Origin of the sequence: Nevskia sp., assembly GCF_021732705.1 — a bacterium.
Classification (GTDB): Bacteria; Pseudomonadota; Gammaproteobacteria; order Nevskiales; family Nevskiaceae; genus Nevskia.
The window spans coordinates 23797-46895 of the sequence record NZ_JAKFUM010000022.1 but is presented as its reverse complement, the minus strand read 5'-3'; the positions used below and the strand labels follow the sequence as shown (position 1 = coordinate 46895).

Annotated in this window: 18 protein-coding genes; 15 read left to right on the top strand and 3 right to left on the bottom strand. The window is 64.2% G+C overall.

The window, feature by feature from the left end; translation table 11 throughout:
* The first annotated feature begins 8 nt into the window (after positions 1 to 8).
* From QZ951_RS19190 to QZ951_RS19175, 4 genes are all read left to right on the top strand, one after another.
* Positions 9 to 1385 (top strand): Gldg family protein, encoded by a 1377-nt coding sequence (locus QZ951_RS19190; RefSeq protein ID WP_293003562.1) that lies wholly within the window; start codon positions 9 to 11, stop codon positions 1383 to 1385.
* Between the two features lie 75 nt (positions 1386 to 1460).
* Positions 1461 to 2465, top strand: a complete 1005-nt coding sequence (locus tag QZ951_RS19185; protein WP_293003560.1) for a DUF4340 domain-containing protein — start codon at positions 1461 to 1463, stop codon at positions 2463 to 2465.
* A gap of 86 nt (positions 2466 to 2551) precedes the next feature.
* Positions 2552 to 3370 (top strand): bifunctional DNA-formamidopyrimidine glycosylase/DNA-(apurinic or apyrimidinic site) lyase, encoded by an 819-nt coding sequence (gene mutM, locus QZ951_RS19180; protein WP_293003558.1) that lies wholly within the window; start codon positions 2552 to 2554, stop codon positions 3368 to 3370.
* Between the two features lie 116 nt (positions 3371 to 3486).
* Complete coding sequence (locus tag QZ951_RS19175) at positions 3487 to 4824, top strand: NADH:flavin oxidoreductase/NADH oxidase family protein (protein WP_293003555.1); 1338 nt, start codon at positions 3487 to 3489, stop codon at positions 4822 to 4824.
* A 36-nt stretch (positions 4825 to 4860) separates the two neighbouring features.
* Here QZ951_RS19175 and icmH read toward each other — a convergent pair whose 3' ends face one another.
* The 3 genes from icmH to tssJ are packed head-to-tail and all read right to left on the bottom strand — an operon-like array spanning position 4861 to position 7713.
* Entirely contained in the window at positions 4861 to 5655 is a 795-nt protein-coding gene (gene icmH / locus QZ951_RS19170) for a type IVB secretion system protein IcmH/DotU (RefSeq protein ID WP_293003553.1), read from the bottom strand.
* A 39-nt stretch (positions 5656 to 5694) separates the two neighbouring features.
* Positions 5695 to 7044, bottom strand: a complete 1350-nt coding sequence (tssK, locus tag QZ951_RS19165; RefSeq protein ID WP_293003551.1) for a type VI secretion system baseplate subunit TssK — start codon at positions 7042 to 7044, stop codon at positions 5695 to 5697.
* Between the two features lie 30 nt (positions 7045 to 7074).
* The gene (gene tssJ, locus QZ951_RS19160; protein WP_293003629.1) at positions 7075 to 7713 is read right to left on the bottom strand and encodes a type VI secretion system lipoprotein TssJ; all 639 of its coding nucleotides are present in this window, start codon (positions 7711 to 7713) and stop codon (positions 7075 to 7077) included.
* Here tssJ and QZ951_RS19155 point away from each other — a divergent pair.
* From QZ951_RS19155 to QZ951_RS19105, 11 genes are all read left to right on the top strand, one after another.
* Entirely contained in the window at positions 7677 to 8516 is an 840-nt protein-coding gene (locus QZ951_RS19155; protein WP_293003548.1) for a tetratricopeptide repeat protein, read from the top strand. The two genes, tssJ and QZ951_RS19155, sit on opposite strands and share 37 nt — an antisense overlap.
* 36 nt (positions 8517 to 8552) lie before the next feature.
* Complete coding sequence (gene tssB, locus QZ951_RS19150; RefSeq protein ID WP_293003546.1) at positions 8553 to 9059, top strand: type VI secretion system contractile sheath small subunit; 507 nt, start codon at positions 8553 to 8555, stop codon at positions 9057 to 9059.
* 3 nt (positions 9060 to 9062) lie between these two features.
* Positions 9063 to 10556 carry a type VI secretion system contractile sheath large subunit gene (gene tssC / locus QZ951_RS19145; RefSeq protein ID WP_293003544.1) on the top strand — a complete coding sequence of 498 codons (1494 nt, stop codon included), beginning with the start codon at positions 9063 to 9065 and terminating at the stop codon, positions 10554 to 10556.
* Between the two features lie 31 nt (positions 10557 to 10587).
* Positions 10588 to 11094 carry a type VI secretion system tube protein Hcp gene (locus QZ951_RS19140; protein ID WP_293003542.1) on the top strand — a complete coding sequence of 169 codons (507 nt, stop codon included), beginning with the start codon at positions 10588 to 10590 and terminating at the stop codon, positions 11092 to 11094.
* Positions 11095 to 11205: 111 nt separating this feature from the next.
* Positions 11206 to 11712 carry a type VI secretion system baseplate subunit TssE gene (gene tssE / locus QZ951_RS19135; RefSeq protein WP_293003540.1) on the top strand — a complete coding sequence of 169 codons (507 nt, stop codon included), beginning with the start codon at positions 11206 to 11208 and terminating at the stop codon, positions 11710 to 11712.
* 6 nt (positions 11713 to 11718) lie between these two features.
* Positions 11719 to 13563, top strand: coding sequence for a type VI secretion system baseplate subunit TssF (gene tssF, locus QZ951_RS19130; protein ID WP_293003538.1), 1845 nt, complete (start codon positions 11719 to 11721; stop codon positions 13561 to 13563).
* Positions 13527 to 14651 carry a type VI secretion system baseplate subunit TssG gene (tssG, locus tag QZ951_RS19125; RefSeq protein ID WP_293003536.1) on the top strand — a complete coding sequence of 375 codons (1125 nt, stop codon included), beginning with the start codon at positions 13527 to 13529 and terminating at the stop codon, positions 14649 to 14651. Before tssF ends, tssG begins: the two co-directional genes overlap by 37 nt.
* Positions 14652 to 14665: 14 nt before the next feature.
* Positions 14666 to 17380 carry a type VI secretion system ATPase TssH gene (gene tssH / locus QZ951_RS19120; protein ID WP_293003534.1) on the top strand — a complete coding sequence of 905 codons (2715 nt, stop codon included), beginning with the start codon at positions 14666 to 14668 and terminating at the stop codon, positions 17378 to 17380.
* Positions 17381 to 17431: 51 nt separating this feature from the next.
* Positions 17432 to 17887, top strand: coding sequence for a T6SS effector amidase Tae4 family protein (locus QZ951_RS19115; RefSeq protein WP_293003532.1), 456 nt, complete (start codon positions 17432 to 17434; stop codon positions 17885 to 17887).
* 229 nt (positions 17888 to 18116) lie between these two features.
* Positions 18117 to 20855 (top strand): type VI secretion system Vgr family protein, encoded by a 2739-nt coding sequence (locus QZ951_RS19110; protein WP_293003530.1) that lies wholly within the window; start codon positions 18117 to 18119, stop codon positions 20853 to 20855.
* 5 nt (positions 20856 to 20860) lie between these two features.
* Entirely contained in the window at positions 20861 to 23098 is a 2238-nt protein-coding gene (locus QZ951_RS19105; protein ID WP_293003528.1) for a hypothetical protein, read from the top strand.
* The last annotated feature ends 1 nt before the right edge of the window (position 23099 follow it).

Genomic DNA, 23099 nt, shown 5'->3' with positions numbered 1-23099 from the left:
TTCTTCCCATGAAAAAGACTTCCGCACGGCGCTTCCAGCGCACGCTGAACACGGTTCTGATCTTCGTCGTCGTCGGCCTCGCGGCGTTCGTGTCGACGCGCTACAAGGTCGAGCTCGACTGGACCTACGGCAACCGCAATACGCTGACCGCCGGCAGCCAGGCGCAGCTCGCCCAGATGCCCGAAGAGATCAAGTTCCTGATCTTCGACTACCCGGGCACCGAGGGCCGCACTGAAATCGCGGCGATGATCGCCCGCTACCAGCGCTTCAAGAAGAACGTGGTGCTGGAATACGTCGATCCGGGTGCCGAGCCGGTCCGGGCACGCGAGTACAACGTCACCCAGCCCGGTCAGGCGGTGGTCGAGTACAAGGGCCGCCACGAATCGCTGGTGCAGATGTCGGAAACGGTGATCAGCAACGTGCTGCAGCGTCTCGCCGATTCCACCGAGCGCTACGTGCTGTTCGTCCGCGGCCATGGCGAGCGCAGCACCGATGTCGCCGTCGGCAAGACCCAGTTCGACATCAGCCAGCTCGGGGAAGCGCTGACCCAGAAGGGCCTGAAGGTGCTGCCGCTGGACCTGCTGAACACGCCGCGCATTCCGGAGAACGCCGCCGCGCTGGTGCTGGCCAGCCCGACGCAGTCGCTGGCCGACGGCGAAGTGAAGCTGATCAACGACTTCGTCAAGAACGGCGGCAACCTGTTCTGGATCACGGATCCGGACTATCCGGTCGCGATGGGCGATCTCGACAAGACGCTGGGCATTCGCTGGCAGGAAGGCACGGTGATCTTCGCGAACTACGCCCAGCTTGGCTCGCCGAGCCCGGCCGTGTTCTTCACCAACAGCTACCCGCCGAATGCCGTCACCCAGGAATTCAAGAGCCTGACCGCGTTCCCGCTGGCCCGGTCGATCGAGTTCGATACCCAGAACGTGCCGAAGGCCGAAGGCTGGACCTACGTGCCGATCGTCAAGACCAAGGACGATGCCTGGCTGGAAAAGAACAAGCTCGAAGGCGAGGTCAAGTTCAATCCGGAAGCCGGCGACCTGCCGGGCCCGCTGACCATCGGCCTGACGATGACCCGCGACATTCCGCCGACCGAGGATCAGCCGAAGCGGGTCCAGCGCATCGCGCTGTTCGGTGACGGCGATTTCCTGTCCGACCTGATGCTCAGCCGCTACGGCAACAAGCAGCTGGCGACGACGATCGTGCAGTGGGTGTCGTCGCGCGATGCCCAGATCAATATCGATGTGCCGGTCGCACCGGACGTCTCGCTGTTCCTGCCGCCGTGGGCGTACTGGCTGTACGGCGCCGGCTTCACCGCGATCATTCCGCTGCTGCTGCTGACATTCGGCGTGGGCCGCTGGCTGATCCGCCGCCGCCAGTAAGCTTGTCGCAGGCCGGCCCGGCGCGGTGACGCGGCGGGCCGGCAGCGCTCCCCTTTCGCTCGGCCGAGTCCGTCGATGAAACAGAAATACCTGAACCTGGTGCTGCTGGTCGTGGTCGGCGTGCTGATCTGGCTGGTGGTGCGCGACCAGAAGCAGGAAGAGCAGAAGATCGCCAAGGCCATCGAGCGCCAGCCGCCGCTGACCGAACTGGTCGCCGGCGACATCAAGCGGATCAAGCTCAAGAACATCGGCAGCCCGGAAATCGTGCTCGAACGCGGCGAGGCCGGCTGGGACCTCACGGCACCGGTCCGGATCCAGGCCGATCTGGTCCAGATCGGCAACCTGACCGCGCTCGCCACGACCGAAACCCGCGGCAGCATCAACACCGCACGCGCCAAGCGCGCCGATCTCGGGCTGGATCCGGCGAAGACCGTCGTGCAGCTCGACGACGTGACGCTCGGCGTCGGCGAGATCGAGCCGCTGAAGCGCACGCGCTACATCGAGCTGAATCCGGGCGTCGCCGACAATCGGATCAGCCTCGTCGACGACTTTTCGGCGACCGCGATCGATGGCGACTTCACCGATCTGGTCAACAAGGCGCTGATTCCGGCGAGCGCGAAGATCATGCGCATCGAAGCGCCGGGACTGAAAGTCGAGCGCAATGCCGCCGGTGACGGCTGGATTGCCACGCCGCCCAGCGCGCAGGCCACCGCCGAGAATCTGGCCGAGATGAACAAGGCCTGGCACGAGGTCCGTGCGATCGCCACGCTGCCACCGGATCCGAACGACAAGGCCAGCCAGAAGCCGACATTGGCCGTGACGCTCGCCGACGGCAGCACGCTGCGGTACGCGATCATCAGCAAGGGTGAGTCGATTTTCCTCGAGCGGCGCGACGTGCCGGTGAGCTACCAGTTCGTGCCGACCGACGTCGAACGCCTGAGCAAGCCGCTGAAACCGGTCGACCTGTTCAAGGACGCGGTGGCCGACGACGCCGAAGCCGCGCCGGACGCAGAGTCCGGCGACGCCGCGGCGGCACCGGCCGATGACGCCGCACCGGCCGGCGCGCAACCGCCGCCCTGAGGCATCCCGCGATCGATCGCCTCGCGGGACGCGAGCGGCGCATCGCGCAACGCCACGCGGCCTGCGTTTGATGGCAGGCTGTTGCGATGCCTGAACTCCCTGAAGTTGAAACCGTCCGCCGTGGCGTCGAGCCGCATGTGCTCGGGCGCCAGATCCGGCGGGTCGTCGTCCGCGATCCGCGCCTGCGCTGGCCGGTGCCGCCGACGTTCGAAGCCTTCGCCACCGGCCAGCGCATCGAAGCCGTCAGCCGTCGCGGCAAGTACCTGATTTTCCAGATGATCGGCGGCGACCGCCTGATCATCCACCTCGGCATGACCGGCCGCGTGCTGGTGCTCGATGGCGAGCCGGACGCGAAAAAGCACGACCATGTCGACCTGTTCCTCGACGATGGCCGCCTGCTGCGCTATCACGACCCGCGCCGCTTCGGCGCCGTGCTGCCGTGGCCGGTCAGCGAACCGGGCCATGTGCTGATTGACGCCCTCGGCCCCGAGCCGTTCTCGCCCGCATTCAGCGGCGACTACCTGTTCGAGAAGTCGCGCGGCCGCAGCGCACCGCTGAAGAACTTCGTGATGGACGGGCATGTCGTCGTCGGCGCCGGCAATATCTACGCGGCCGAATCGCTGTTCCGTGCCGGCCTCAAGCCGACGCGCAAGGCCGGCAAGGTCACGCGGGCCGAATACGGGCGACTGGCCATGCGCATCCGCGAGGTGCTGACCGAGGCGATCACGCAGGGCGGCACCACCTTGCGCGACTTTGCCGGCGCCGACGGCGCGTCCGGCTATTTCCAGCAGGATCTCTACGTCTACGGCCGCGAAGGCCAGCCGTGCCGGGTCTGCGGCGCGACGATCAAGGGCATCCGCCTCGGCAACCGCGCCAGCTGCTGGTGCCCGGGCTGCCAGCACTGAGCGTGCAGCGGAGCCGCGCGCCCGCGGCGAACCGGCGGAAACTGACAAGGCAGGCACTTTCATTCAGCGATTCAGCGGGTTAGCGTTTGCTTTCACCCCTGAAACCGTGCCCGACCATGGACCTGCTGGCCCAACCGCTGACCCTGCCCTGCGGCACCGTGCTGCCGAACCGTCTGTGCAAGAGCGCGATGACCGAGGGCGTGGCCGATGCGCTTCTGCGGCCGACATCGCGCCACGAGACGCTGTATCGGCAGTGGTCCGAAGGCGGCTGCGGTCTGCTGATCACCGGCAACGTCCAGATCGACCGCCGCGTGCTCGAACGCCCGGGCAATGTCGCGCTGGACCCGGCGCAAGCCGATCCGGAAACCATGCAGCGGCTCAAAGCCTGGGCACGTGCCGGCACTGCGGCCGGCAACCAGCTGTGGATGCAGATCAGCCATGCCGGCCGCCAGTCGCCGATGTACGTGACGCGCGAACCGCTCGCGCCGAGCGCCGTGCAGCTCAAGCTGCTGGCGAACTACGCCACGCCGCGCGCGCTGCGCGAGGACGAGATTCTCGACTTCATCCAGCGCTACGCCCGGGTCGCCGCCACCGCCCGCGAAGCCGGTTTCACCGGCGTGCAGATCCACGGCGCGCACGGCTATCTGCTGTCGTCGTTCCTGTCCGGCGTCACCAACCTGCGTACCGATGCCTGGGGTGGCAGTCTCGAGAATCGCGCGCGGATGCTGCTGGAAACGATCAAGGCCACGCGCGCGGCCGTCGGTGCCGACTTCGCGATCAGCGTCAAGCTGAACTCGGCCGATTTCCAGAAGGGCGGCTTCACCATCGAGGAATGCCTGCAGGTCGTCGAGTGGCTCAACGCCAGCAGCATCGACCTGCTCGAAGTCTCCGGCGGCAGTTACGAGCAGCCGCGCCTGCTCGGCTACGAAGGCAAGGCCAAGGACGTGGCCGGCTATCGCGCGCCGGATCAGGAAGCGCCGGCCCAGCAGCTCGAAAGTACGCGCCGGCGCGAGGCCTACTTCCTCGAATACGCGACCGCGATCCGCAAGGTCGCGAAGATGCCGATGCTGGTCACCGGCGGCTTCCGTACCCGCGCCGGCATGGAAGAGGCCCTGACCAGCGGCGACTGCGATGTCATCGGCCTCGGCCGGCCACTGTGCGGCGAACCGGATCTGCCGAAACGGCTGCTGAACCGCAGCATCAGCGAATTCCCGCGCTACGAGAAGCGCATGCAGCTCGGCCCCGGCATCTTCGCGCCGACCACCAAAGTCCACCTGTTCCGGCTGATCAACGTCTTCGGCCAGCAGGGCTGGTATTACCTGCAGTTGATGCGGCTGGCCGATGGCCAGAAGCCGGACTTCAATCTCGGCGTGTTCGGCGCGTTCTGGCGCTATCTGCTCGACGAGTACCGGACCGCGTGGCGCATGCACCGGGCCCGCAAGGCGGCTGGCTGAGCGCACGCCATACGACGGCGGCGCCCAGAGCAGCGCTCAGGGCAGCGTGATCGTGATGTTGGCGCTGAGCGGCGGTTGCGCGACGATCTGCTGATACGCCGCCAGCGTCTGCTCGGTGTGGCGCGACAGCTGCCAGCGCAGCAGCAGGAACGCGACCATGCCGAACACGGCGAACACCGCGCCGAAGGCCCACAGCGGCACTTCGCCGCGCAGCCGATGGCGAATGGCATCCGGTGCCTTCCAGTTCGGCGCAAAGCCGCTGCGCTTGCCCTTGTGGTGGCTCAGTTCGTCGCCGACGCGCGCGCTCAGGTAGGCCAGCTTCTCCGAGCCTTCGAGCGCGTACTTGCCTTCGAAGCCGAGCAGCAGGCACAGGTAGAACACTTCGAGTGCCTGCACCCGCAGCGCGCCGCGGGCCCGCAGCGCTTCGAGCTTGTCGAAGAAATGCTCGCCGGCCAGCTGCTCGCCGAAATAGACGAGCTGCAGCGGCCGGCGCTCCCACAGCGCGCGGATCGCCAGGTTCGAGCGCAGGATGGTTTCGTCAACCGTGGCGCAGAACGCGTACTTGGCGTCGAAGATGTCTTCGGTCGACGCATTGATGCGCCGGGCATCGCGCTCGAAATCATCGAGAAATGTACGGATCCGTGCGGCGAACGTCGACGGATCGCCCGGCGCGTGCTGCGCGCGCAGCAGGGTCAGCATGAAGAAGCCGTCGTACATCAGATCGGCCAGCGAGTTCGCCGTGCGCGCGCCGGACGGCTGCACGACGCGGCGCACGGTCATGTCGCTGCTCAGCGGCGATTGCGACGGGGTCAGCAGGCTCGGTGCAGCCATGTCGTCACTCCTTGACGATGAAAACCGGATGACGCGCGGTCACTGCAGGATCGCCAGCAGTTCCAGCTTCAGTTCGCGGAAGCTCGACGGCACGTACACCACCACAGCCTGCGACTTCAGCATGCGTTCGTACAGCGGCCCGCGCGCGTCGACTGCGAAGTAGTACGCACCGGGGCGCACCGGAATGGCCGCCGGGACCTGCGGAGCCGCGGTCAGGCGAATGCCCGGCAAGGCGGAGACAACGATCTTCTCGACATCGTCCGGCGCGCCGATCTTGATCCGCATCGGCACGGTTTCGACGATCTCCGCCGGCGGCAGATCGGCCGACACCGCGAGATAGAACGTCGCGTTCTGCGCCAGCTTGTCCGAATCGAGCCGGCCGCTGTGGAACGATGGCTTGGTTTCGCTAAGCGCAATCGCGACGTAGCGCGTCGAGATCACAGTTTCCAGCAGATCGCGAATGATGCGGTCCAGCTTCAGGAAACCGGCGCCCGGATCGGCATGCGCATAGATCGGCAGATCGGCCAGCTGGTAGGCATTCGAGAACGTCATCAACTGACCGGCGAGCGTCAGCAGCGCCTCGAACAATCGTTCCGGATGCAGCCTGGACTGGTGATACAGATGCAGCAGCTGGGCATAGGCACCGCTGGCGGTGTGCAGGAACCAGAACGACGCGATGTCGCCCGAGCGGAACTCGATGATGTTCTTCGATGGCTCGCGATGATGGCCATACAGCGCCGAGACCTTGGCCTGCAGCATGTCGAGCAAGCGCCGCAGCATCAGATGGAGGCTGGGATTGGCATCGATCGAGACCGTCGGCGGCATGAAGGCGTTGTCGAGCCGCCAGTCACCGGAGCCGGTCTTGCGCAGGCGCAGCACCGGCATCGAGATCAGGTCGCTGAGCGCATCCTGCGAGGACATCAGCCGCGCCTGCCGCCGCAGCGTCGCGACCTCGGTTTCCACCGCCGCAGTGAACAGATCGGACATGCGGTGATTGCGCTGCACGTAACGTGACGGCACGCCCGGGCTCGCCTCGCGCGACGCGACATTGCCGCCGCCTTCGCGCACCGGCGGCAGGGCCACGTGGAAGGTCAGCATGTCGCTGCCGGCCGGCAGGTTCGCGAGATTGACCGCGTCCGGCAGTTCGTCCTGGTCCGGTGCGGTGTAAGGCTCGCCGTCCGGGAACACCAGACTCAGCTCCTGCAGGCGCAGGGTGCCGCTGGCGAGCGCTTCCTGATCGACCGCCATCGCCCGCAGGCCCCAGGCAAACGGATGCAGGGTGCGCGCGATCTGCGTCAGCCGCGCCTCGTGATACAGGTCCTGTCGCTGAAAATGCTGCGGCTTCAGGAACAGGCCTTCGCCCCAGAAAATCTTCGCGGGTGACTTCATGTCGGTTTCACGATTGGGCAGACGTCCATGTCAGTGCTTCGGGCATGCCGGCGGCAGGCGATCCAGCGTTCGGCCGGCACCATCGGTGCCGACGAGACCCGCGGTGATCGTCATCGCGCAGGCATGTGCGCCGATCAGCACGCCACTCTGCTCGGCCGCCGCGGCATCGAGCACGAACCGCCAGCGATACGGTGCAGGTTGGCGGAACAACGTGACGATGCCGAGATGTCGCGTGTCGGCATCGAGCACTTCAAGTGACTCGAAGCGTTGCCCGGGTGTCAGGATCAGTTCGCGGCTGCTGACGACATCGTCCTGCCATCCGGCTTGATCCGCCTCCGCATTCGCGAAGGATTCATAGGGCAGCTGGGCAAAGCGAGTCGCGTTCTTGAGCTGATAGAGACGTGCAACCAGCGCCAGCCCGCGGCCCTGATCATCGGCGTTGAGATTGGCCGCCGCCTCGATCCTGAGTCTGACCCGGTGAACCGGTGGTGCGGCGGCTGTCTGCGGAACAGGCTTGGCGAGGCCGATCGCCTCGAGCGGTGCGTCGACCAGGCGCGAAGCGGAGGAGCACGCCACCAGCATCAGAGCCGTGGCAGTGCTCACGAAACCGGTGAACCATCGATTCGGAACCGTTGAGCCGGCAATCCTTGCCAGAACTGTGTGGCGCATCACGCTGCATCGTCCTTGATGATTCGCGGAGCCTGAAACGCTGGTTGCGCGCTACAGGGACTGCACATAGAGTAACCAATAACAAGGATTGTGTTCGGTGCAAGGGTCGCGGATTGCGAGTCCACTTGCGCCAGTCGACTTCAAAAGGATTTGATGTCATGCCACGGTGTTTCACGACCCTGCCGTCCATCGTCGTGCTGGCCATTGCCGCCGGCCTGAGTGCGTGCGCCACGCCGCCCGTCGTGCCGGAAATTCCGCGTCTGGATGCCGATGCAGCCGTCGAACAGGCCAACGCATTGATCGGCAGCGGCCAGACCTCGCAGGCCATCGGCGTGCTGGATCAGGCGGCGAAGGACAACCCCGTCAGTGCTCGTCCATGGCTGCGCCGCGCACAACTCCAATTCGAGCAATCCGACTATCCCGCCGCGATCGTGTCGGCCGAAGAAGCCGTGAAGCGCGATCCCGCCAGCCAGGAAGCACGCAGCATCGCCGTTGTCGCATCGCTGCGAATCGCCATCCGTTCGCTGACCGAACTGCGCGGCGAACAGAATCTCAACGCCAGCGCCCAGGCTGAAGCCCAGCGTCTGGCCCTGGTGCTGCGCGAAAGCCTGTCGACCGATCTGCTGCTGCCACCGCCACCACCGGAACCGCCGAAGAAACCGGCCAAGCGTCCGGTCGCCAAGCGGCCAGCGCCCGTTGCCGGCTCGGCTGCACCGGCTGCCACGGCCTCGAATGTTCCCGTTCCCCCGACGCCCATACCGGCTGACAACGCCGATCCATTCGGGGCCTTGCGCAGCAACTGAATAACCGGCAGCAACTGACACACAGGGAGAGTGACCGTGGCCAAGAAGGAAAGCGTGCAGCAGCGACTCAGCCGGGTCCGCGCGCCCCGCGTGAAGCTGACCTATGACGTCGAGAAGGGCGACGCCATCGAACAGAAGGAGATTCCATTCGTCGTCGGCGTCATCAGCGATCTGTCCGGCAATCCCGAGCAACCGCTGCCACGGATCAAGGACCGCAGCTTCGTCAGCATCGACGGCGACAACTTCGATGACGTGCTCGGCGGCATTGCACCGCGTGCCGTCTACCGCGTTCCGAACAAGCTCGGGCGTGACGGCGGCGAGTTCGCCGTCGAACTGAACTTCAAGCAGATGGAAGATTTCCGGCCGGAAGCCGTCGTGCAGCAGGTCGAACCGCTGCGCAAGCTGCTTGAAGCGCGCTCGAAGCTCGCCGATCTGCGCAACAAGCTGGCCGGCAACGACAAGCTGGAAGATCTGCTGCAGGACGTTCTCGGCAGCACGGAAAAGCTTGCCGAGCTCGGCAAGGAAACGGCGTCCAAGGAGTAGCTCATGAGCGCAACGGCACAACCGGTTTCAAGCGTCGGCAGCAGCGCAGCCGACGACACCAGCAGCCTGCTCGATACCATCGTGGCACAGAGCCGCGTGGCGAAATCGGCCACCGAGCATGCGCGGGCACGCGACATCATCGGCGAGCTGGTGGCGCAGGTCATGTCCGGCACCGTCGTCATGTCCGAAAACCTGTCGGCAACGCTCGATGCGCGGGTCGCAGAGCTGGATCAGCTGATCTCCGATCAGCTCAGCGCGGTGATGCACGCACCGGAATTCCAGAAGCTGGAAAGTGCCTGGCGCGGCCTCGAGTACCTGTGCAAGAACACGTCGACCAGTTCGACCCTGAAGATCAAGGTACTCAATGCCAACAAGAAAGAACTGACCCGCGACTTCCGTTCGGCGATCGACTTCGATCAGTCGGCGCTGTTCAAGAAGGTTTACGAAGAGGAATTCGGCACCTTCGGCGGTGCGCCGTTCGGTGCGCTCGTCGGCGACTTCGGCACCTCGCGACAGCCGGAAGACATCTACTTCCTCGAACAGATGTCGCATATCGCCGCGGCGTCCCATGCGCCGTTCATCACCGCGGCCGCACCGGAACTGTTCGGACTGGACACCTTCACCGAACTCGGCAAGCCACGCGATCTCGCTAAGCTGTTCGATACGATCGAATACGCGAAGTGGAAGACCTTCCGCGAGTCGGAAGATTCACGCTACGTCGGCCTCGCCGTCCCGCGCTTCCTCGGGCGCCTGCCGTACAACCCGAAGGATGGCACACCGGTCGAAGGCTTCAACTTCGTCGAGGAAGTCGACGGATCCGATCATTCGAAGTATCTGTGGGTCAACGCCGCCTACGCGTTCGCCGTGCGCCTCACCGAAGCGTTTGATCGTCACGGCTGGTGCGCGGCGATCCGCGGTGTCGAAGGTGGTGGTCTGGTCGAAGGTCTGCCCACGCACACGTTCAAGACCGATGCCGGTGAAGTGGCCCATAAGTGCCCGACCGAAATCGCGATCACCGATCGCCGCGAGAAGGAATTGAGCGATCTCGGCTTCATGCCGCTCGTTCACTGCAAGGGCACGGACTACGCCGCCTTCTTCGGAGCGCAATCGGCCCAGAAGACCCGCAAGTACGACACCGATGCCGCCAATGCCAACGCCGTGCTGTCGGCACAGCTGCAATACATCTTTGCCGTGTCCCGCATTGCGCACTATCTGAAGTCGATGATGCGCGACAAGATCGGCAGTTTCGCGTCGGCCTCGAACGTCGAAACCTTCCTGAACAACTGGATCGCGCAATATGTCGTCATGGATGACTCGGCGAGCCAGGAAGTGAAGGCGCAGTACCCGTTGCGAGAAGCATCGATCCAGGTGGCAGAAGTGGCAGGACGGCCGGGCGTTTATCGCGCCGTGGCATTCCTTCGGCCCCATTTCCAGCTTGACGAGTTGTCCGTGTCTCTGCGGCTGGTGGCCGAGTTGCCGCAATCAGCAAAAGCTTGATCTTTCGTAACCAATTGAGGAGGGAACCCCAATGAAGTTCATTTTCGTGAAGTTTGAGAACGGCGACACCAAGATCACTGGCGAATCGCGTGACGACAAGCACAAGGATTGGCTCGAAGTCGATTCGTGGAGCCACAACATCGCGCAGCCGCGTTCGGCCACGGCGAGCACGGCTGGCGGCCACACCGCCGAGCGCTGCGAACACGGCGACATGATTTTCGTGAAGGACATCGACTCGACCAGCCCGTCGCTGTGGCTGGCCTGCAGTCAGGGCGACACCTTCAAGAAGGTCACCATCGAGTTCTATCGCTCCAGCGGCAAGGAAGCGATCAAGTACCTCGAAGTAGTGCTGAACAACGCCATCATTTCGAGCGTGTCGCCATCGGTCCTCGGCGAAGGCCTGCCGACCGAGACCTTCGCGCTGAAGTACGCCTCGGTGAAGTGGACGTACACGATCCAGGGCATCGACGGCAAGAAGGGGGCGAGCAATCCGCAGATGTGGAGCCTGTCGAAGAACAAGGCGACGGAAGCCGTCTGAGGCTCATCCGGCTGTCGTTGCCGTACGCAACCCATGGATCGCAGCCTGGCGCTGCGATCTGTGCTTGCGACGGCACACCGTACTCGACCAGCGTCTGTCATCGGGTGATTCATGGCCATTTCCGGTTCGGCGGCCACTCGCCGGGCATTCAAGCCGACGCTGTTCGAACGCCTGTTCGATCAGTCGCCGAAGCAGTCGCATGAGCCGGTCGCGCTTCGTCAATGGAGCGTCGAGGAACTCAAGGAATCGGTTGCCGGCGACCTCGAGGCGCTGCTGAACAGCCGCGCCGGCCTGCGCAAGAGCGACTATGCCGACTATCCGGAAGTCGCCCGTTCGGTATTCAGCTTCGGCATGACCGATTTCGTCGGCATGAGCCTGACCAGCCCTGCCGATCGCAGCCTGATCTGTGCCACGCTGGAACAGACGATCCTCGTGCACGAGCCTCGCCTTCGTGCCGTGCAGGTGGACCTCGATCTCGACGCCACCTCGGTCAATGCCCTGCGTTTCAACATCAAGGCGCTGCTGCAGGTCCATCCGGCCTCGGAGCCGGTCAATTTCGATGCCGTGCTGCAGCCGTCGTCGGCGCAGTACTCGATCGTGCGCACACGCGCTGGCTGAACCTTCGTGCACGAACTGCTTCCCTATTACGAAAAAGAGCTGACCTTCCTGCGTCGGCATGCCCGCGAGTTTGCGGAGGCCTACCCGAAAGTGGCCGCGCGGCTGCTGCTGTCCGGCGAGGCCTGCGAAGACCCGCACGTGGAACGACTGCTGCAATCGTTCGCGCTGCTGACCGCCCGAGTCTCCAAGAAGCTCGACGACGACTTCCCGGAGATCACGGAGTCGATGCTCGACGTGCTGTATCCGCATTACCTGCGACCGTTTCCATCGTGCTCGATCGTGCGCTTCGACAATGGCCAGGCGGATGCGCAGCTGTCGGCGCCGATGACGTTGCCCCGCGGCACGATGCTCGCCACACGACCGGTCAAGGGCGTGTCCTGCCGTTTTCGCACTGCCTATGACGTGACCTTGTCACCGCTGGCGGTGACGGCCGCTGCGCTGGAGGACGGTGTCGACGCGGCGCGGGGCCTGCGCACGGTGACCGACGCCAGCCAGATCCTGAGCTTGAGTTTCGAGACCCGATCGGCGCAGCTCACGCTCGACCAGCTGGGTCTGGCGCATGTCCGGCTGTTTCTCGACGGCGACAGCTCACTGGTCAGCCAGATCCGCGAAGCGCTGTTCCAGCGCTGCGGCGGCGCCGCCGTCCGGCTTCCCGATCAGGCGCGCTGGCAGTCGATCGACGACGAAGTCGTGCTGCCCGTCGGGTTTGCACCCGATGAAGGCTTGCTCGACTACGACGCGCGATCGGACCTCGCGTATCGACTGCTCAGCGAGTACTTCGCGTTCCCGGAAAAATTCAATTTCATCGACATCCGGCTGGATCGCTTGCTGCCGCTGCTGCCCGCCGGCTGCCGTCGCTTCGAACTGAAGCTGCTGCTGCGTGCGGCGACGCGCGGCAACGACGAATCACGCCTTCTGGAACGGGTGTCCGCCAGCAATTTCGTGCTGGGTTGCACGCCGGTGGTCAACCTGTTCCGGCAGCCGGCCGAGCCCATTCGAATGACGCGCACGAAAACGCGTTACAGCGTCGTCCCCGACGCGAGGCGCGCCCATGCCTACGAGGTCTACCGGATCAACTCCGTCCGCAAGGTCGAAAAGAGCGCGCATGGCGAAAGCGTGATCGAGTACCGGCCGTTCTACTCGTTGAACCATGCCGAAGCTTTCGCCGAGCATGGACGCTTCTGGCACCTGAAGCGCAATGACGAGGTTGCGGCCCTGAGTCCGGGTTACGAGTATGAGCTGTCGATCGTCGATTTCGACTTCCGGCCGCTCGACGACAAGACTGAAACGCTGTCGATCGAACTCACCTGCACCAACCGTGATCTGCCGTCGCAATTGCCGTACGGACTGGCTGGCGGCGATCTGTTCGTCGACGGCGGCTCGCCGGCTCGCAAGATCAAGCTGCTGCGTCGGCCCACCGCGACGTGCCGCGTCGATCGGGGTGGTGGCGCGCAATGGCGGCTGATCTCGCATCTGTCGCTGAATCACCTGTCGCTGAGCGCCGCCGGCACCGATGCGCTGAAGGAAACGCTGACGCTGTATGACCTGCCGCGCAGCCCGGCCAATCGGCGCCAGATCGCCGGCATCCAGTCGATCGGCCAGCGCCCATCCACGGCCATGCTGCCCGGCAATCCGTTTCCCGTGTTCGTCCGTGGGCTCGAAGTCAGCCTGACATTGGACGAAGCCAGTTATGTCGGCACCGGCAGTCATCTGTTTGCCAGCGTGCTCGACCACTTTTTCGCGCAGTACGTGCACGCCAACAGCTTCGTGCGACTGGTCGTGCGCGCCCACAAGGATGGTGAGGAGATTCTGCGATGTCCGGCCCGGAACGGCAGCCAGCGTCTGGCGTGATCGGCCAACTGGCCGCAGCACCGCACCGCTTCGAGTTCTTTCAGGCGGTGCGGCTGCTGCGCCTGTACTTTCGCGACGGAGCATCGCTCGACGCCGCCGCCGTCGACGAGCGCATCCGCTTCGGTACGTCGCTGTCGCTGGCGTTTCCATCCAGCGAGATTGAAAGCCTGCGTTGGCGCATCAAGCCGATCGATGGCGTCGAAGCCGTCGATGCAGTCGATGACGACGCTGGCGCGCGGCCGAAGGCGGCCCTCCCGCCGCCAGTCGACACCTTTGACCGCGCCACCCTGGTGCCATCGTTCATCGGCATGGTCGGCAACCAGGGCGCGATGCCGCGCTGGTACACCGAACGGCTGAACGAGCGCGAAGGGCTCCATCGCGACCATGCGGCGCGCGCGTTTCTCGACATCTTCAGCCACCGCGCGACTGCCCAGTTCTATCAGGCCTGGCTCAAGTACCGCCTGCATTTCCAGTACGAGGAAAACCGGCGGGAGCGATTCCTGCCGATGCTGCTGAGCCTGATCGGGCTCGGGTCGACCTCGCTGCGCGACCAGCTGCATGGCGACGACGGCCGCGGCGTGCTCGACGAAACGCTCGCCCACTTTGCCGGCGTGCTGCGCGGCTCGGGCAAATCGGCCAGCACCATCAGCGGTCTGTTGTCGACCTATTTCCGCGCACCGGTCGACGTCACGCAGTTCGTCGGCCGCTGGTTCGATGTGCCGGAAGAGCAGCTCAGCGTGCTCGGGCGCAACGATCGACGTCTCGGCGACGGCGCGCTGTGCGGCACCCGCGTCTGGCAACGCGAGAACCGCATGCGGATCCGCTTCGGTCCGTTGCGGCGTGACGCGTTCGACGCGCTGTTGCCGCAGGGCCACGCGGCGGCATCGCTGGCGCGACTGCTGCTGATGCTGACCGGCAGTCCGATCGAGTACGAGATTCGCCTGATCCTCCAGCGCGATGAGGTTCGGCCGGCTTCGCTGGTCGACGACGCATCCGTCCGCCTCGGCTTCGACAGCTGGCTGATCAGCGAAACCCCGAACGCCGATCGCGACGACGCCGGCTACGACATCCAGCCGCAATGGCATTGAGCGCCCCCTAATCCATGAGCACCAACCTGAAAGTCCTCATCGGCAAGCTGAACGACACCTGCCGCAAGGCGGCGGAACGCGCGGCCAGCCTGTGTCTGTCGCGCGGACACTACGAGGTCGACCTCGAACATTTCTTCCTCGCGCTGACCGAGAACAGCGCCAGTGACTTCGCACTGCTGGCGCGGCGCTACGGCGTCAGTCTCGATGTGCTCGATACCGACCTGCACCGCGAACTCGGCCGCTTCAAGACCGGCAACACGCGCACGCCGGTCCTGTCCCCGCATCTGCCGAAGCTGTTCGAGCAGGCCTGGCTGATCGCGTCGCTGGAGGGGGGCACCACGCGCGTGCGCAGCGGCCATTGCCTGCTCGCGCTGCTGACCGCACCCGATCTTGAACAGCTGGCCCATCGCGGGTCGCCGCTGTTCGGCCGCTTTCCGCTGGACGAGCTGAAGCACAAGCTGCATCAGCTGGTCAGCGGTTCCGAAGAGAACCAGCAGGGCTTTCGGCCGATCGACACCGCGCCGCTGGCGAGCAGCCATGGCGATATGGACGACGCAGCGGCTGCCGGTTCGGCGTCGCCTGCCGGCGATCGCGGTCGCGCGCGTACGCCAGCGCTCGATCAGTTCACCATCGATCTGACGCAGCGCGCGCGCGACGGCAAGATCGATCCGGTCATTGGCCGCGATGACGAAACGCGCCAGCTGGTGGACATCCTGATGCGGCGGCGCCAGAACAATCCGATCCTGACCGGCGAGGCCGGAGTCGGCAAGACCGCAGTCGTCGAAGGCCTGGCGCGCAAGATCGTGGCGGGTGACGTGCCGCAGCCGTTGCAGGGTGTCGTGCTACGGACACTGGACCTGGGCTTGCTGCAGGCCGGCGCCAGCGTCAAGGGCGAGTTCGAGAACCGCCTCAAGAACGTCATCGACGAGGTCAAGAAAAGCCCGCAGCCGATCATCCTGTTCATCGACGAAGCGCACACGATGATCGGCGCCGGCGGAACGGCGGGTCAGGGCGATGCCGCGAACCTGCTGAAGCCGGCGCTGGCGCGCGGCGAGTTGCGAACGATCGCCGCGACCACGTGGGGCGAATACAAGAAGTACTTCGAGAAGGACGCAGCGCTCGCACGCCGGTTTCAGGTGGTCAAGGTCGAGGAGCCGAGCGAACCGCTGGCGGCCGCGATGCTGCGCGGCATGGCGCCGCTGATGGAGGCGCATTTCAAGGTTCGCGTACTCGACGAAGCGATCACCGAAGCCGTGCGGCTGTCGGCGCGCTACATCAGCGGCCGGCAGTTGCCGGACAAGGCGATCAGCGTGCTGGATACCGCCTGCGCGAGAGTCGCGCTCGGCCAGAGCGGTCTGCCCGCGGTGATCGAGGATGCCGAACAGCAGCTGGCGCGGCTGCAGGCCGAGCATCGGGCCCTCGTTCGGGATGCCTCGGTCGGCGATGCGCAGACCGCTCGCCTCGCGGCAATTGAGGCGACGACGGCCTCCATGCACGAGCGCGTGACCACGCTGCGCCAGCGCTGGGCCGACGAGAAGCAGCTTGCCGACCGCGTGTACCCGCTGATCGCGCAGCTGTCGCCGGTGCCGTCGAACGCGGGCAGCGCCGCTCCGGCCTTGGCGGACGCTGACCGCGTGCGGCTGCGCAGCGAACTGGATGCGGCCATGGCAGCACTCACCGCCGCGCAGGGCGAGGAACCGCTGGTGCCGGTCCAAGTCGATGGCCGTGTCGTCGCCGAAATCGTCGCGGCGTGGACCGGCATCCCGTTGGGCCGCATGGTGACGGACGAGATCAACACCGTGCTGACGCTGGAGGAACGGCTGTCAGCCCGCGTGATCGGCCAGCCGCATGTGCTGGACGCGATCGCCCAGCGCGTGCGTACCTCGCGGGCCCAGCTCGAAGACCCGAACAAGCCGAAAGGGGTCTTCCTGTTCGTCGGTCCCAGTGGTGTCGGCAAGACCGAAACCGCGCTGGCACTGGCCGAGGTGCTGTATGGCGGCGAGCGCAATCTGATCACGATCAACATGAGCGAGTACCAGGAGGCGCACAGCGTCTCCGGCCTCAAGGGCTCGCCGCCCGGCTATGTCGGCTATGGCGAAGGTGGCGTTCTGACCGAAGCGGTGCGCCGACGCCCGTATAGCGTCGTGCTGCTCGACGAGATCGAAAAAGCCCATCCGGACGTATTGGAGCTGTTCTTCCAGGTCTTCGACAAGGGCGTGATGGACGATGCCGAAGGTCGCGAGATCGATTTTCGCAACAGTCTCATCATTCTGACTTCGAATGTCGGCAGTGCCGCGCTGATGCAGGCTTGCGTCAACAAACCTGCCGCGGAGCTGCCGGGCTGGGAAGCACTCGCCGAGCTGATTCGCCCGCAGCTGTTCAAGGCCTTCAAGCCCGCGTTCCTGGGGCGCATGAAGGTGGTGCCGTTCTATCCGCTGGCCGACGAGATCCTGCTCAAGATCATCGGCCTCAAGCTCGACCGCATACGCGCCCGCATCCTCGAAAATCACAAGGCCGAGTTCAGCGTCGCGAAATCATTGCCGGAAGCCGTGCTGGCGCGCTGCACGGAGGTCGACAGCGGCGCACGCAATGTCGATCACATCCTGAACGGCACGCTACTGCCGGAAATCGCCGGTGTCGTGCTCTCACGAATGGCGAGCGGCGAAGCGATCAAGCGCATCAAGGTCAGCGCCAGCAAGCACGGCGAGTTCCGCTATGACATTGCCTGATCCCGTGCGCGCGGCCTCATTCTGCGTCCCGTCGGCCATGGAGGGCCTGTCGTGAACCGTCCCCTGTTCAACACGGCCTGGATGCGATTCCAGGAAATCAATCGCAGCAACGATTTCATCGGCCGCAAGATCGGTGGCAACGTCGGTCTGAACCTCGGCAGCGGCGCCATCGACAACCCGGCAGCCGTACGGCTCAGCTTTGTGCTGAATCGCAGCGGGCTGCGCATTCCCCGTATCGCCAATCGCACGATTTCCGGGGCCGACGGCGGCTGGTACTTCACGCGGGTCCACGATCTGGCCGCGTATCTCGAGCGCCGCTTCGGTGCTGCCGAATTCAGCAGCGCGCCGCTGCGCCTGCGAGATCTGGCGCGCCGCCGTGGGCTGCTCGTGCTGGAGCTGCCGGGCCATGCCGAGGGCGGACAGGCCACACTGTGGAATGGCAACAGCGCCGCCGGCGAGATCGACCTCTCGCAGGCGCGGCGCGCGCAGCTGTGGCAGCTGACGTGAGCCCTGCCCCGAGCCCTGACGGATACGCGCCATGAGCCACGCGTTCAGCAGCGTGATCGACGCGGGAATCGAAGCGCTGCGTGCCGCGCTGGCCGTCTACACGCAGGACACCCGTCTGATCCGGCTGCACACGAGGCTCGGCCCGGACGTGCTGACGGTCGAACGCTTCGATGGCTTCGAATCCGTATCCGGTGTTGCCGCCGGCCGCCCGGCACCCGCAGACCGGCAAATGCCGGCCGCCGGCTTCTCGTACGAGATTCTGGCGTTGTCGACCAACGCTCATCTCGATCCCGACGAACTGCTGGCGAGCCCCGTGCTGCTGGAACTGCTGTGCGCCGATTCGCGTACCGCGCTGCGGCCGTTCCACGGGCATGTCACCAGCATCGAACAGCTCGGCAGCAACGGCGGGCTCGCGCGTTACCGCCTCACGGTGGAGCCCTGGCTCGCGTTTCTCGGCCATCGGCGCGATTCGTACGTGTTTCAGGACCAGACCGTCATCGAGATCATCGACGAACTGCTGGGCGACTACCGCGATGATCCGCTGCTGCACGCCGACTGGCGCTGGCAGTTGCAGGATGCCTCGATCTACCCGCAGCGCAGCCTGACCATTCAGTATCGCGAATCGGATCTGCAGTTCCTGCAGCGGCTGCTGGCCGACGAGGGGCTGTACGCGTGGTTCGAGCACGAGGGCGACCGCCGTGATCCCGCATTCGGCCGTCACCGTCTGGTCATTGCCGATCACCGCAGCGCCTTTGCACCGGATCTCGGCATCGTTCGCTTCCACCGCGCCAGCACGACCGAAGCCGATGACAGCTTCCAGCAGCTTGATGCGGGCGCCGCCGTCGGCAGCAACCGCGTGGTGCTCGGCAGCTGGGACTACGTCAGCCTCGATACTCGGCCAGTCGAAGCGGAGAGCCATGACCCTGGTGGCAGTTCGCTGCCATCGCTGACACTGCACGACAGCCCGGGCCAGTACCGCTACCCGAACCGCGAGCAGGGCCAGCGGCTTGCGGACCTCGTTGCCCGTTCAGAAGAGGTCGGCCGCCGGCAGATCGATGCGGGTGGCAGCCACCGGCGCTTGGCACCGGGTAGCCGGATGACGATCTCGCAGCATCCGACTCACGATGGCGCGGCATTGATCACGCTGTCGGTGCAGCACGCGGCGCGGAACAATCTGCCGGTCGACTTCTCGCGCGCCTTGCAGCACTTGCTGGGCACCAGCATGGTTCCGGCGTTGATCGCAGGTGCCCGTCAGCGCCCGGATGACGAGCCGCTCTATCGCAACCGCGCCGTGCTGCTGCCAGCCGCGATTCCTTACGCGCCGAGCCCGTCCGCGAAACCGACGGCGCAAGGGCTGAGTAGCGCCATCGTCGTCGGCCTTGAAGGAGCTGCCATCACGACGGACCGCGATCACCGGATCAAGGTGCAATTCCACTGGCAGCGCGGTAGTCGGAGCGCATCTCGCGAATCACATCCGGCTGGCGATGACAACGCGCCCGGCAATGACGGCAGCGGCACTTGGGTTCGCGTTGCCACACCCGTCGCTGGTGCGAACTGGGGCGGCGTGTTCGTGCCGCGCATCGGGCAGGAAGTGCTGATCGAACATGTCGATGGCGACATCGATCGTCCGGTGGTCATCGGCGCCGTCTACAACGGCCGCGGCCGGACCGATGCCCCCGGCAATCGCATCGGTCAGACCGCGGCAGCCGCCAGCGCGAACGCACCGGCCTGGCATGCCGGCAATCGCCATCCGGGCGTGCTGTCCGGCATCAAGTCGCAGGCACTCGGCAGCAGCCGCTCCGGACAAGGCGACCATAGCCAGTTGGTCTTCGATGACAGCACCGACGAAGCTCGGCTGGACCTGCAGACGACACAGGCAAACACGGTGCTGACGCTCGGGTATGCCCGTCACCAGATCGACAATCAGCGCAGCGCCGCGCTCGGACTCGGCACCGGGCTGGCAACGGACGCGTATGGCAGCCTCCGCGCTGGGCAAGGCTTGTTGATCACGGCGGATGCGCGCGCGGGCGGCACACATGCTGGTCATCAAGCGCGCGATGCCCGAGAAGCCATCCAGCAATTGGCCGATGCCGAGCAGTTGGCGCAGGCATTGGCCGATGTCGCGAGGAAACAGAACGCAGACCTTGCGTCGAGCCAACGGGGCAGTGTCTCAGGCAGCACTTCCCGGGCGGCATCGAACGGCAACACAGGCTTGAACACCATCGACTCGCTGAATACCAGCCAGGCCGCGCTTCGCGGCCACACGGATTCGAGCAGCGGTCTGTCTTGGAGTGAGCCGATGATCGCGGTCTCCGCCCCCGGCGGCATCGTCACCGTCACCCCGGACGCCATGCTGCACGCTGTGGGAAGCCATCTCACCCAAGTCGCTGGACACGCCATCGAAACCCTCGCACAAGGTGCCACACGCGTCGCCGCGAAAGACGGCATCGTGCTGTTCACGCACGGCGCTGACGCCATTGCCGGATCGCCGGAGCCTCTTAGCGGTATTCAACTTCATGCCGCGCAAGGTCCGGTCAGCCTGCAAGCCCAAAGCGACCGCGCCAGCCTCGCAGCACTCAAAGACATTCGCGTTTCATCGACCAGTGCCAGCGTCACCCTGCAAGCCAAGGACTCCCTGCTGCTGACCGCGCAGGGCGCTTACATCCGGTTGCAAGGCGGGAATATTGAAGTGCATGCGCCGGGGAAGGTCAGCTTCAAGGGGGCGATGAAGCAGGCGACAGGGGCGCAGTCGGTCACGGCTGAGGCGGCGGCATCGCCTAAGGCCAAGGAAATCTACGACGAGCAGTTTCAAATTGAGGACGAGCGAACAGGAGCGCCGGTTGCATTTGCCCGCTATCGCATCGTTCTGGATAACGGTCTCGAATTCAGTGGCGTGACCGACGCTGAGGGCCGCACCGCTCGGATTACCAACGCCAAGAAGTATCAAGCCAAGCTACATCTGGAGTAACTGCCATGGCCGACGCTGGCACCGCTGCAAATTCGCCAATCGCATTAGGTACCTTAAACGCCGTCAGCGGCAGTGTTGTCAAAGCCAAGATTACACAAGGCGGGCAGCTGTATTTCCGGCCCGAAACCAACGATTTTCTGTTCATAGCCGCTGACAAGGTGACCGCATTCGAGAACGAATGTCGGCTGTTGGATCATCTGGTCGGAAATTTCTGCACAGCCAAACAGGCGCATCTCAACACCACGCTGACATTCCTCGAAGCGCAGCAAGCGACGCTGAGCGCACCCTCTCCATCAGTCCCCGGCCCGCCGTCTTCGATCGACGTGGCGGCAAAGCGCACGCAGGATGCGCTGGCAAAAACACAGCAAGAGCTTGAGCAATCGCAGAAAGCGTTAGCCGAAGCCTTTAAGCCGCTTGGCAAGCTCGACAACACCGGCGGCAAGATCTGGGAACTTATTCCAGTGGTGGCCCGCACATCCCCGAACATGGCGAGCAGCAAAGACCCGACGAAATCAGGTCGAACTGCCAAATGGACTTATGTGCGTGGCAACGTGATCGACAAGATTGTTATCAAGCACAAACTCGAAAAGGAGTTGCCCAAAACCACGGACAACAAGCTCGATGTCAAGAAGCTTCGCGAACAGTTGAACAAGTTCGAGTTTGATGCCAAAGCCAAAGAGGAATTGCTGAAATCTCCTGAACTGAAAGGCACACTGGCTAACGATTTCAATGCATACCTGAAAACCCAGCTCGACAACTGGGCCAGTCAGGTCAGCGGAGGACGCGACTGGATCGCCATCGAACCTGCGGCGCAGTACCTGCGGTACTTCGCAGGAGCTAGCCTGGAAGCCGAGTGGTCTCCCCTAAAAGGCAAAGCATCTCTGCGCGCAAACGCCAGCGGCGAATTCATGATCGGCGAAGCCAAGATCAAGGCTAGCTGCTACTGGCCCGATCAGGCAGGGTGGGTGTTTGCTTGCTACGGGCCAGTTTCGGGGCTCGCATATCCTGTTGGTTTGATGCGATTTGCGGCCGAAATCGAGCTCACTGCAATGGCTGGGACCAGCGCGATCGCCGAACTCGGCATCGAAGCCAATTACACCGATCTGGTGAAGGGGCTGGCAGGGCTTTGTGGCACCCCTCTCAAGAATGCCGGTGAACGGCAGGTCAAGATTGGTCAGCTGAAGGCTGATGCGAAGAAGTCCGGCCAGAGTGCGGAAGGCGGCGGGAGCGCAGGATTGTTTGCTGGCGTCAGCGCCGGCGGCAGCATCAAGGGCGCTCTCCAGTGGAATAGCCCCGAGGAACAAGCCTTCGTGAATCTGGCGGATATCGGACCCGGCATCCATTTGCAAGCCGGGGCTGGCGCCGGAGCAGAGTTCAGGATCGGGTTTGACCGAGGCAAGTTTTACATCACCGCATCTGCCTCTGCCTGCCTCGGTGCCGGTGCTAAGGGCAAATTGGAACTGTCTGTCGATGTCGCGAAGACCCTTGAGCTTTGCAAGTACATGGCATTTGCAGCTTACGCGTGTGGGTATGAAGTAGCGGAGCTTATGGATGCACCGGCGCAGGCGGCCTGGCAGTACATATCGTTGTCTGCGAAGGCAATTGAAGAATCTTTATCCGCTTTAGGCAACGATGCCATTACCATACGGAATAAATTACTCGATGCGTGGACATCGGAAGTCACGAGTTCAGGTACAGCTATCGCTATCGATTCCAACCCAAGGCTTCTGGAATACGCCTCCCCCGAAGCCAAGGCTACGTGGCTTTTTCATCTGACCCGCGAAGGGCCGATGACCAACAACCTATTCCTGTATGCCAATCAGGGCTTCACGCTTTCTTATCTGGATCGCCGTAAAAGTGCAGTTATTGCAATCTGTAAGAAGATTCGATCCAAAGCAGAATTCGTATATATCTTTGACCGTCTTAATTCTACCTGTACTGAGCACAAAGGAATGTGGGAGGCCAATTACGGCTTCGTCGAGCGGTTTCTGGATGAGGGCTATGACCCCAAGGATTATGACAAGCAATTTGATCGGCGCTATCGGCAGCTCAGCGATGCCAGCAGATCAACTCTTCGAGATATCTACAGTCGCCTTTACGAAAAACCGATTCTAGGCTATCCCTTCATCGACAATACGCACAGCCTATATGCATCACGAGCCGAGAAGGGTGATCACCCTGGTTACATGATCGCAGGAGGTTACAATTACAATGCTGGAAACAAGCTTTCTATGTTTGCGTGAT